This window comes from Halobacillus sp. (assembly GCF_049282395.1).
GTDB lineage: Bacteria > Bacillota > Bacilli > Bacillales > Halobacillaceae > Halobacillus.
Map to the genome: position 1 here is coordinate 1 of NZ_JBAPTY010000020.1, position 12,110 is coordinate 12,110.

The 12,110-nt window shown below is 44.6% G+C and carries 7 protein-coding genes and 2 riboswitches; of the genes, 2 read left to right on the forward strand and 5 right to left on the reverse strand.

Features of this window, described 5'->3' with window-relative positions:
• Positions 1 to 406 precede the first annotated feature (406 nt).
• The 5 genes from WAM07_RS00980 to WAM07_RS01000 form a co-directional block, all read right to left on the reverse strand.
• The gene (locus WAM07_RS00980; protein WP_422164008.1) at positions 407 to 1,741 is read right to left on the reverse strand and encodes an NCS2 family permease; all 1,335 of its coding nucleotides are present in this window, start codon (positions 1,739 to 1,741) and stop codon (positions 407 to 409) included.
• A gap of 147 nt (positions 1,742 to 1,888) precedes the next feature.
• A riboswitch (purine riboswitch) is annotated at positions 1,889 to 1,991 on the reverse strand.
• 83 nt (positions 1,992 to 2,074) lie between these two features.
• Entirely contained in the window at positions 2,075 to 3,613 is a 1,539-nt protein-coding gene (gene guaA, locus WAM07_RS00985; protein ID WP_422164010.1) for a glutamine-hydrolyzing GMP synthase, read from the reverse strand.
• Between the two features lie 118 nt (positions 3,614 to 3,731).
• Positions 3,732 to 3,833, reverse strand: a riboswitch (purine riboswitch).
• Positions 3,834 to 3,864: 31 nt separating this feature from the next.
• The gene (locus WAM07_RS00990; RefSeq protein ID WP_422164012.1) at positions 3,865 to 6,069 is read right to left on the reverse strand and encodes a DUF4129 domain-containing transglutaminase family protein; all 2,205 of its coding nucleotides are present in this window, start codon (positions 6,067 to 6,069) and stop codon (positions 3,865 to 3,867) included.
• Positions 6,069 to 7,334, reverse strand: a complete 1,266-nt coding sequence (locus WAM07_RS00995) for a DUF58 domain-containing protein (protein WP_422164014.1) — start codon at positions 7,332 to 7,334, stop codon at positions 6,069 to 6,071. The genes WAM07_RS00990 and WAM07_RS00995 overlap by 1 nt, the downstream gene beginning before the upstream one ends.
• The gene (locus tag WAM07_RS01000; protein WP_422164016.1) at positions 7,331 to 8,296 is read right to left on the reverse strand and encodes an AAA family ATPase; all 966 of its coding nucleotides are present in this window, start codon (positions 8,294 to 8,296) and stop codon (positions 7,331 to 7,333) included. The genes WAM07_RS00995 and WAM07_RS01000 overlap by 4 nt, the downstream gene beginning before the upstream one ends.
• Positions 8,297 to 9,534: 1,238 nt before the next feature.
• Here WAM07_RS01000 and WAM07_RS01005 point away from each other — a divergent pair.
• Together WAM07_RS01005 and WAM07_RS01010 are read left to right on the forward strand one after the other, a co-directional pair.
• Positions 9,535 to 11,016, forward strand: a complete 1,482-nt coding sequence (locus WAM07_RS01005) for a xylulokinase (protein WP_422164018.1) — start codon at positions 9,535 to 9,537, stop codon at positions 11,014 to 11,016.
• Between the two features lie 171 nt (positions 11,017 to 11,187).
• Positions 11,188 to 12,110: Nramp family divalent metal transporter (locus WAM07_RS01010; protein ID WP_422164020.1), on the forward strand; the 923-nt coding region annotated here is incomplete at its 3' end.

The following is a 12,110-nucleotide window of genomic DNA, read 5'->3' on the forward strand; positions in this document are numbered from 1 at the left end:
CACGGCAGGAAAGACCACAAAGAAAAACATGAAAGTCCGTTCGATGTTTTAGGATTAACTTATAAATAAAAGATTCCCTTGTTTTTATTGCGGACTCCTTTAGGAGTCAATATAATCTTAATTGGAAATATGTGTAATTTAAGGGTAGAACCACTGCTTATCTAGAATTATTCACTTACTAGCTTGACGGATATGGGGAAATGGCGAGACTCCCATGGGAGAAGGAACTAGGTGAGATCCCGAAGGGAGTGAAACGAGCGAGGAAGCTCACCGTTCCCCCATAGGAAAGCGAGTTATTTCCCCACCAACCCTTATCCATCTAACGTAACGGACCCATTTATCTCGAAACTGAGCCTTCAACAAACGGAAACTTATATGGAATAAGCTGCACCCCGAGATACCTCCATTAAGCTAAGAATACAAAGTAAAGAATAAAGATGACGAACAAGAAGTACATAATTGGGTGAATTTCTTTAGAACGTCCTTTTAACAGCATCGTAATCGGATAAAAGATGAATCCGATTGCGATTCCCGTAGCAATACTGTACGTAAGCGGCATAGCGGCAATCGTAAAGAAGGCCGGAACACCAATTTCAAATTGATCCCAGTCGATATTTTTCAAAGTGGATGCCATCAGCACACCGACAATAATTAAGGCAGGTGCAGTGACCTGTGCGGTTATAACTGATAATAATGGCGAAAAGAATAGCGCCAGTAAGAAAAAGCCAGCCGTTACAACAGAGGCAAAGCCTGTTCGTCCCCCGGCTCCTACGCCTGCCGTGGATTCGATGTAAGAAGTAGTCGTTGATGTACCTACAACGGATCCTACAACTGTCGCTGCGGAATCCGCAAACAGCGCGCGTCCGGCACGAGGTAATTTATTATCCTTCATGAATCCTGCCTGTGTAGCCACCGCTACAAGCGTTCCCGCCGTGTCGAAGAAGTCGACAAACAAGAAGGTTAGAATAACGACCAGCATTTCAATTGTAAAGATATCACCAAAGTGGGTTAATGCCGCCCCAAAAGTTGGTGCCACGCTTGGCGCAGAACCTACGACGTCATTGACTGCAGTAGGCGGTGCAATCAGCCCTGTCACCATTCCGGCAATCGAAGTCAGGACCATACCGTAGAAAATACCGCCTTTAATACCTAGAGAAAGGAATACGACCGATACAATAATCCCAAAAATCGCAAGCATCGTTGGTCCAGCCGTTAAATCTCCAAGCTGTACAAGCGTCGCATCACTGTTCTGAACGATACCCGCGTTTTGAAACCCGATAAAAGCAATAAACAAGCCAATCCCAGCTCCGACGGCAAGTTTCAAGTTCCCAGGTATTGCATCAATGATCATTTGGCGCAGGCCGGTTACCGTTAATACAATAAAAATAAGTCCGGATGCTAATACACCTGCCAGTGCCGTTTCCCAAGGAATACCGTACCCAAGAACTACTGTATAAGCAAAAAATGCATTCAATCCCATACCAGGTGCAAGGGCAATTGGATATTTAGCAAATACCCCCATAATTAATGTACCAACCGCAGCAGCAATCGCCGTCGCAGTAAATACAGCCCCTTTATCAATACGCGTGATTCCTTCAGGAAGCTGCTCAATCCCATCAAGAGCAAGCGTAGACGGATTAACGAACAGAATGTAGGCCATCGCTAGAAATGTTGTAAGACCCGCCATGAATTCCGTACGATAATTCGTGCCCAGTTCCTTAAAATTAAAAAATTTTCTCATTCTTATTTCCTCCCTCACTGTCACCATCCGCTCCATCCGGAGAGTTCTCTCTATGTTAAAACCCAAATAAAAAACACTCTTGAATGCTCAAGAGTGTCTACCTATCTACGGATGTAATAGATGAGCCAGGCACAAACCACGTGCAAGGCGTCAACTATTCACCAACGTAGTCAGACCAGTTTACGGCGGTCCGGTAGAAACTCATGGGCCTTATCCCCAAAATTATACGGCGGTGTTACTAATTCTTAATTTTTCTCTATCTTACTAGGGAAGACTGTAGTTCGTCAACCCTATTCCCGAACATTATTTGTTAAAAATAACTTTAATGTTCGTTTATTCCCATTCAATCGTAGCCGGCGGCTTACTCGTTACGTCATAAACCACTCGGTTGATGTGATCGACCTGATTCACTATGCGGGTGGAGATTTTCTCAAGAACGTCCCAGGGAATGCGAGCCCAGTCGGACGTCATCCCATCAATGGATGTAACCGCACGAATGCCGATTGTATAGTCATACGTCCGCTCATCACCCATAACTCCTACGGATCGAATATCTGGAAGGACGGTGAAGTACTGCCAAATATCGCGGTCAAGTCCGGCTTCCTTGATTTCTTCACGCAAGATAGCATCAGATTCACGAACGATTTTCAGCTTCTCTTCTGTAATCGCACCTAATACACGAATCGCAAGTCCAGGTCCTGGGAATGGCTGGCGCCAAACAATATGTTCTGGTACACCAAGCTCAGTTCCAAGCGCACGCACTTCGTCTTTGAAGAGTGTGTTCAAAGGCTCAATCAGCTGCAGTTCCATTTCCTCAGGAAGACCCCCGACATTGTGGTGGGATTTAATCGTTTGAGCCGTTTCTGTACCACTCTCAATAATATCGGTATAAAGAGTCCCCTGAGCGAGATAATCAATTTCCTTCAGTTTTTCAGCCTCATCATCAAACACGTAAATAAACTCATTACCGATGATTTTCCGCTTCTGTTCAGGATCGGATACGCCTTCAAGCTTGCTTAGGAATCGGTCTTTGGCATTTACTTTAATAATGTTCATATTGAAACCGTCGCCAAGCGTGCGCATGACATCGTCTGCTTCATTTTTTCGAAGCAGTCCGTGATCCACGAAAATACAAGTCAGCTGGTCTCCGATGGCACGGTGAATCAGCGCTGCAACAACAGAGGAATCTACCCCGCCACTTAGCGCGCACAATACTTTACGGTCCCCGACTTGATCGCGGATTTTCTCTACTTCCATTTCCACCACGTGCTCCATTGTCCAGTCGTCCTTCGCATCACATACATCAAATACGAAGCTGCGCAGGATGTCATTGCCATATTCGGAATGACGCACTTCCGGGTGAAACTGAACACCGTACATATTAATTTCTCCGTTGCTCATCGCAGCTACCGGGCAGGAAGGACTAGTCGCATCCACGACAAAGCCTTGAGGCGGATCAATAACTTTGTCACTATGGCTCATCCAGACCGTCTGATTACGAGGAGTTTTCTTAAATATAGCCGGGTCTTCGGCTATGTTAATCTCTGCTTTTCCGTACTCACGTTCATTCGCACGCTCCACTTTTCCTTTGAAATGGTGAGTCATCAGCTGCATGCCATAGCAAATGCCAAGCACCGGAATCCCCAGATCAAACAGACCTTCGTCACAACGGAAGCTATGTTCTCCGTAGACGCTGTTAGGTCCGCCAGAAAGAATAATTCCGCTTGGGTTCAGTTCCTTGATCTCTTCAACCGTCATTTTATGAGAGTGAAGTTCACTATAAACCCCGAACTCACGTATACGGCGGGTTATTAATTGGTTATATTGACTTCCGAAATCCAGTACCAGGATCATACCTTGGACCTGCTCCATATCTTTCCACTCCTTTTCATTAGAAAAAACGCACGACCAGGGGCCTATAAAAAAAGGATTCCCACCTTCCCGTTAAAATAATTCAGGCGAAGGCAGAAATCCATCCGTGCATATCTCGTCACGTGATCCCCACCTTCATAGTCAGGACATTTACGGTGCCCCGGTAGAGACTCTCGAGCCATATTCTCGAGGATATACGAAGGAAGAATGCGTCTAATTTCCATTCATTCTATCAACGGTTCTGACAGGAATCAAGACAATGCTTTTTTAATTAAATTTTCCCATAATTCAGTGACTTTTGGCCAATGGGAACGGCGACTCTCATTTCTGTACAGAACCCGCTCATAATTATTCGTCAAACGCCGCATGTCATTGGACTGGAAGTGGCGGTCGACGACGAAGGCATAGTCTCTGAGCGTCTGTTCGGGTTTACGCTTAAATCCTTTATGATCCAATACTTTTAGTAAATATTGGTAGGCTTTTTCATACGTTTCCTCGTCCTCTCTTTTTCGATAGCGTCGAATGAGAAAAGCGGAGATCCACTTGTAACGAGTCACATACAGAACGAGTAGAGCAAGGAGTAGAAATACAGCCAGAACATAGACCCATACATAGCTCTGTTCTGAATTGATGTTAACGGACTCAGAATCAGACGCTGCTTCCTGATCTTCCATTTGCTGCGGGTTGCCCATATTATCTTCGGGGGTTTCCGTATCTGAACCTGAAGCTGCCGAGTCACTGTCATCGGTCTCTATATCTGTATAGAAATCCGCGTTGTTCGTGAACCCTTTCGTTGGTTCAAATGGAACCCAGCCCACATCTGGGAAATAAACTTCCACCCACGAATGCGCATTGCCGCTTGTGATTTCATATTTATTCTGGAGTCCGTCTGTATAAGGTGATTCAGTCGCATCAATCCGCTCTCCGCCTGTAAACCCTTTGACCCATCGTGCTGGAATGCCTTCAGACCTAAGCATAACCACCATCGAGGTCGAGAAGTTATCGCAGTACCCAATTTGAGATTCGAATAAAAACTGGTTCACATAGTCCTCATTTTCATCAGGCACCGGTACATCGGTCGTTGAATATTCGAATCCATTCGATGAAAAATACGACTCTACAGCTTTCGCTTTATCATACCGATTGTCCTCGTCTTCTATGATTTGACTGGCGAGGTTGCGCACTCGCCCCGGCAGGGAATCTGGAAGCTGCAAGTAGTTCTCTTTGATCTCTTCCGGGTCTTCGGTACTCGATTCACGCAGCTGATCATATTCAAAAGAAGGAAAATCATAGTTGATGACGTATCTGTTCAGCTTAGCTGGGGAATCTCCTTTAAGTGTATCCATTTCACCAGTATTTTCATGAATCTGAAGCCTATAATCTTCGGGGTAAGAGTCAAGTGAAGTGGCGCCATATGGATACACCAGTTTTCGAAAATCAGCTTCACTAGTTAACTCGACAAAGGACTGTTGTTCTTCTACTTCGACTTCATCCGTAAAGGTTTGAAAAGGAATATTGTCAGGAGAAACCGTTTGGACCGGATCTTCCAATGTATCTTCCCAGCCTTTTCCGGTGTACGTATCTTTCGATTCAATCCTCCAGTACCTTTCCCCATCGGCCATGGCCGTAAAGACACGGGTATCGTCCTGAATAAAGGATCCTCCGAGACGACTATCGTTTTCACCATATCCGACCTTTTGGACGACACCGCCCCCTCCTGGACCAGCGCCTTCGGCAGCACTCTGGATAAAGGGAACGGGGTCCGGCCACTGCGGAGAAAGTTTGGGAGAAGCATAAGCCGCAACTGTTGAAAACAGGATGATCGCAAGTAAAGGCAGCACCCATAAGTGACCTTTTTTAAACCCGCCCAAAGCAATCGATTCTTTATCCATCTCTTTGTGGAAGCTGGTAACACCAAGAGCAGCCATTGCCAGAACGAACGTGCGGATGATCGCCCATTTTCCATCGTAGACAGTAAACGTATCGACTACCGTAACGTAAATAAGTGTAAGCAGTACGAACACGAACATACGGTTAGCCACTACAATCCAGTAGAACAGCAAGTAACTCATCAGCCATAACAGGATGAGAAAAAGAAGACTCCGGAACAAAGGAGTCATCTGCCACCATTCCTGCGCCTGGATCACCTGTATATTAAAGATAATTTGATCATATAGGACAGAAAACCAATTGCGGCTGAAAATTGTTTCTGCAATATAGAGTCCGTCCAATATAAAGGCTAATCCCAACAGTTTGAGGGGCATAGATAAATACCATGGAACCTGAATAAAAGATACGAAAAAACAAAACGTTGCATAAATAAAAAAGATCGTCACATTTTTCGTTTCCGTAATAGATTCCAGAGGCAGTAGCCATTCACAGAATAATAGAAAACCAATTACATAAATCATAAGTTTAAATACAGCAGAGCGGTGGTCATTCATTGTATTAGGCATCAGGTACTCACCTCAAATTCTTGTCGGGTCAATTGCTCTTCTGATAATACTTGCACAACGATTCCCTGATTTTTTAACAGCTTAATGTGCTGATGGTCCTGAAAGCTCATCTGCTCTCTGGGGCGCACATAAAAAAAGACGAGACGCTTACTCTTTTTTGCTAATTTAACGAGGGATTGTTCCGTATTTTCATCTAAGTGATGACTAATCACTAAAGCGATCGTCCCAGAAGGAATCTGAGCCCGTTCACGGTCCAGCTGCTGCGAAAATGGTACACGGCCAAGTGGCTTTATCTTGGCTAAGTGGCCGTGAATCTTATGTGTCTGTGAATGGTTCTGATGAAAAGGAAAATATGCTCGTCCATCTCCAAGTGTCATGAAAGCAAGCTGCGAAGATTTTTTATGAAGTTCTTCTAATAAAGAGGCCGTGAATTCAACGGAGCCTTCAAAACTCAAAGGGTTCATAGCAGGGTGATAGACCGCATTCAAAATGATGAGCATATCGACGCTTTTTTCCTGCTCAAATTCTTTCGTCATCATTTGATTCTTTTTGGCAGTAGTCTTCCAATCTACCCAGGCAAAACGGTCACCTTGCATATATTCACGAACACCTGTGACGACGTTCGTGTTTTTTTCATTGAGTTTAAAAGAGGGACTCGCTCCCTGTTCAAAGCTGTACACACGTTCACGGAGCTTCACTGGACGCTTATAAGGAAAGACAAGAAGTTTATCCTCTTCCCGATACACGTGCTCTTTTTTAACAAACCCAAAAAAGTCCCCGGTTTTGATGCGGAAAGCCTTGAACTGGTGCTCTCCCCGCGGAAGCTTCTCAAGCTCATAATGGTAGCGTAAATGTCTCTTGAACCAGGGGAACATGACTTTCTTCACCATTCTGTCCTGCTGAAATTCACTCGCCTTCCCCATATCTCTGAATTTCTCTAGATGACGGTCCTGTTTTTTGAGGGAATCCGGGAGATATTCTTCAATGACGCAATAATAAATTGGAAAAGGGATTCTTCTTGTCAGTGTCACATCAACCTCAACACTTTCGCCTCCTGTCGCCACCCTTTTTGAGAGTTTACGTTCTACCTTCCAGTCGTTTATTGGATACAACAGCACCCCTGTCATGTAGACGAGAAAAGGAAGAAATGCGTAGAAGAGAAACCAGCTGACAAAGCCTCCCTGAAACATTGCATAAGAAAATAAAACAGCAAACAATGTCAATACAACGAGGAGTTTAGCCGTGAATTGAAGAGTCTGTCTCATTCACTAATATTCCTCTTTACAGGAATGGAGGTGGCGGAGAGCAGCTCTTGGATAATACTTTCAGGCGTTGCTCCTTCAAAGTTCGCTTCAGAAGTGAGAATCATACGGTGTGACAAAACATAAGGGGCAAGGTACTGGACATCATCGGGCACGACATAATCACGGTCGTGAACAAATGCATAGGCTTTAGCAGCTTTCATGAGGGAAATCGATCCACGAGGGCTCACACCCAGATAGACACCTTCGTGCTTCCGAGTGCCTGTAACTAAGTCAATAATGTAGCGGTTTACGGTTGTGTCCACATACACTTCTTCGACTTCTTTCTGTAAAGCCACCAGCTCATCGCGGGTGATTACAGACGAAATCTCATTGATCGGATGTCCACCTGAGGTCCGGCTCAGCATCTCCATTTCCTGACTTGCAGTAGGGTATCCCATTTTCATTTTTAACAAAAAACGGTCCAGCTGAGCTTCAGGCAGCGGGTACGTTCCTTCATATTCAATGGGGTTCTGGGTCGCCATGACAAAGAAAGGGTCTTTAAGAGGCACGGCGTTTCCATCCACCGTAATACTCGTTTCTTCCATACCTTCAAGTAAAGCGGATTGTGTTTTCGGAGAAGTACGGTTAATCTCATCTGCCAGCACAATATTTCCCAAAATAGGACCAGGCTTAAATTCGAATTCCATTTCTTTTGGATTATATATAGAAACACCTGTAACGTCAGATGGCAGCAAATCTGGGGTGAATTGAATTCGTTTAAACTCACAATCTAAGGATTTGGCAAGGGTTTTTACAAGCATCGTCTTTCCTACGCCCGGGACGTCTTCAAGCAGTACGTGCCCTTTAGCGAGCAAAGCCACAATGCTTAGTAAAGTCGCTTCTTCTTTCCCAATCATCACCTTATTAATATTTTTCATCACATCAGAAATCTTTGGCTGATATAAAAATGTTTGCTGATTCATTAGGTGTACCCCTCTCTTCCTATTACACTATTGTCAGAATTCTCACGCTCATTCTAACTATACTACATCCAGAGACTCGGGACAAAATATGTAGTTGTTCCTATCTATTAAAATTCCCGGCTTATCAGGATTTCAGTAACATTAAGAATTTGTAAAAATAAGGATCTATTAAACCGGCTATCCAATTTTCATCAAAGCAGATCATTAAACTATAGGGCTGGTTACTGTAAGACTAAGTTTCGAGATATTTTTGGTCCATTACTTAATATAGAGGAGGGCTGGCTGCGGAAACAACTCGCTTTACTGCGGCCCTACACGATGTAGGGTCGATCGACGTTCCCACAGGACGTGGCGATTTTAGTCGATCCTCTTTTTTACCAGAAGCCTCCTCGGTCGCTGTCACTCCCTGTGGGGTCTCGCCTAGCCCTTCTCCCGCGGGAGTCTTGTCGTTTCCTTCGCCACCCAGCCAGGAGCGGATAAAACGGCCCCTTCTATAAGAGAAGGTAACATCCTCAAGTAACCATAAACGCTTTTATAGCAGGGGGTATACCCTTGAAATCACTAGAAATTCAGCGTCGCTCTTAGGTTAACGATCTTCATTTAGCAGACATCTTCGTAGAGGGTTTCCAACCACCTATTTCGCAAGGTCCGTAGGGGGACGATGAAGACTCCTGTGGGATGAAAATGACAGGGGAGACCCCGGAAGGCGAAGCCTGAGGAGGCTCCGCGCATTCCCAAGGAAAGCGAAATCGTCCCCAGAAGGACCATCCTCTTCAACCAGTATCTCGAAACTGAGTCTTCAACAAACGGGAGCGTATCTGCAATAAGCCTAATGTTGACTAAGCTTAATAACAAATAAAAAAGTGGAAATCCATGATGAGGATCCCCACTTTTTTACTCCATATGACTTACTGCCACTGGATGCCCCGGCTAATGGACCAGAGCTACACCATCTAATCCTATACCTATACAAACCATCGTCTCTTTTTTATAATTTCTCTTTAATTAAGATGGCTTGAATTAAAGATAACATAAATATACTTCTATGCCTATCATTTTACAAATAAATACAGATCTTTTTCCACCCTGTTTTTAAGCTGGTTTTTCTCATAATAAAATGCCGGAATAAACGAGCTGATCATTTCTATCATCTCTTAATCTTACACGTTCAATATATGGATAGAATCATGTACAATTTGAAGAAATAAGGATTCACTATTCAAGCTGGAGGGATCAGAATGACTTACATAGCCGCATTCGACCTGGGAACATCTGCTCTAAAAGGCATTCTTTTAGATAGACAGGGTCACCGGACGAGTGAACAGTCGTTAGAAATTGAAACGAATTATGGCCCGAACGGGGAAGTTGAACAACAGCCGGAACAATGGTGGCAGGCACTTCAAACTATCCTTTCAATTTGGCAGAGTACCACTCCCGAACGTGTAAAGGCCATCAGGACAGTTACGTTTAGCGGCCAAATGGAAGATGTGATTCCACTAGATTCTTCTGGAACAGCTTCTACAGCCATTCTTTATTCAGACACAAGAGCTGATCAAGAAGCACGGTTTATCCAATCAAAGAAACCTTTCCTTTCAAATATAACAGGGAATTCGATCCGCTCTTCTACTCCTCTCGCGAAATTATTATGGATGAAGAAGCATCAGCCATCTCCATACCAATATGCGAAAGCCTTCGTATTCAGCGCGAAGGATTATCTCATCTATAAGTTGACAAATGAAGCAGTAACCGACCCTGTAACCGCAGCAACTTCAGGTCTAATGGATCTACATGAGCGAAGGTGGAGCGAGGAACTCCTTTCCGATTTTTCAATAGATGTTAATAAGATGCCGCGTCTCCTTGAACCTGAACAAGAAGCAGGAAAGATAACGGATAAAGTCTCTCAATGGACAGGATTTTCCGTGGACACTCCTGTCTTGTGCGGCAGCGGGGATGCAGGTGCCGCCACACTCGGTGCAGGCGCTCTTCACGAAGGTGATTTGTATTTATACTTGGGAACTACGGGCTGGGCAGCTGCTCCAACAGAAAAGAGTGCGAATAAGATAGACGGAGTATTTACCCTTTCGCACCTGCCGGAAGGAACCAACATTTCCATCGCCCCGCTGTTGAACGCCGGAAACGTTCATCAGTGGGCTGTCCATACCTGGGGTGACCAGACTAAATCACCTTACGCGAATTTTGAAAAATTGGCCGCTGCCTCGCCAGCGGGTGCAAATGGCGTTCTCTTTTTGCCTTATCTGCACGGAGAACGGTTTCCGGTTATGGACCCGGAAGCTACAGGCGCCTTCGTCGGGCTTCACCCTGCTGTTCAGAAATCCGATTTCGCACGTGCGGTAGTAGAAGGATTATGCTTTTCCTGCTGTCAGGTGATTGAATCCCTCTCTGAAAAACACGAGGGGATCATGACGGTCATAGGAGGTGGAACCAGAAGCCGCGTCTGGACTCAAACACTCGCTACTATTTTAAATAGAACGATCAGAGTTCCAAATGAAAGCGAATACTCCACTGTACTTGGAGCTGCCTCGACAGCTTTTATCTCGATGGGCTGGGTCGAAGATTACGCGGAATTTACTGAAAAATATATCGATCCCCAGGGTGCCGAGGTCTTCACACCTGCCCAAGAAAACCAGGAGACTTATAGGTCACAATACGAGCGTTACCTCAAGCTTTATCCTAGTCTTCAGGGTACCTATAACAACTGATTGGCATTACAAATAAAACGATTAACGCAAGCTGATAAAGGGAATTGTTAAAAAATTAAAATATTTTCCTGTTAATGTTATGTATGCCATGTACATATTCTCTGACCTAGCCGAAGCAGTCTTTCAAGCTTCGCCACTTCCTATTTAAAAAATAGAAAGAGAGGGAACGTTATGCCTAAAGACAGCACCTTTAAAAGACGGCTGAAAAATGTCGGACCAGGAGCTATTGTGGCTGCGGCCATCATTGGGCCAGGAACGGTCACGACAGCCAGTAATGTTGGAGCAGAATTTGGTTACGCTCTTATCTGGGCGCTCGTTTTTTCCGTCATAGCCACCATGTTTCTTCAGGAAATGGTAACAAGACTTGGAGTAATTACTCGTAAGGATTTAAGTACTATTTTAAGAGAACAGTTTTCCAATCCTATTTTAAAATGGCTCACGATTTTATTAATTATTTCTGCCATCGTGATTGGAAGTGCAGCCTATGAAGCAGGTAATATCGTGGGGGGAGCCCTCGGGATGGTAGCCATCACCGGACTTCCTACTAAATTGGTTGCTGTTTTAATTGGAGTACTCGCCGGAATTCTTTTATGGATTGGCCAATATAAGGTGATTGAACGAGTCTTTGTAGGACTTATTTTAATCATGACCCTAAGCTTTGTAATCACGGCTATCGTAGTCCAGCCTGACCTCTCTGCCATATTCACAAAAGGATTCGTTCCTAAGGTTTCTTCCGGGAATACATTGTATGTCATTTCTTTAATAGGGACCACCATTGTCCCCTACACGCTGTTCTTGCAATCCTCTACCGTCCAGGAACGATTTGAAGGGGAAGAACAACTGAGCGACAGCCGCTTCGATGTTCTTTTGACTATGGCAATATGCGGAATTATATCCGTTTCCATTATCATTACAGCTGCAGCAGCTTTTCCTTTAGGAACTTCCATTCAGGATCCTTCCTTAATGGCAGAGCAGTTACAGCCGCTGCTTGGCTCATGGGCTAAATACGTCTTTGCCATAGGGATTTTTGCTGCTGGAATTTCTTCCGCCATGACAGCTCCTCTGGCTGCTGCCTATGCCACAGCCGGAGCGCT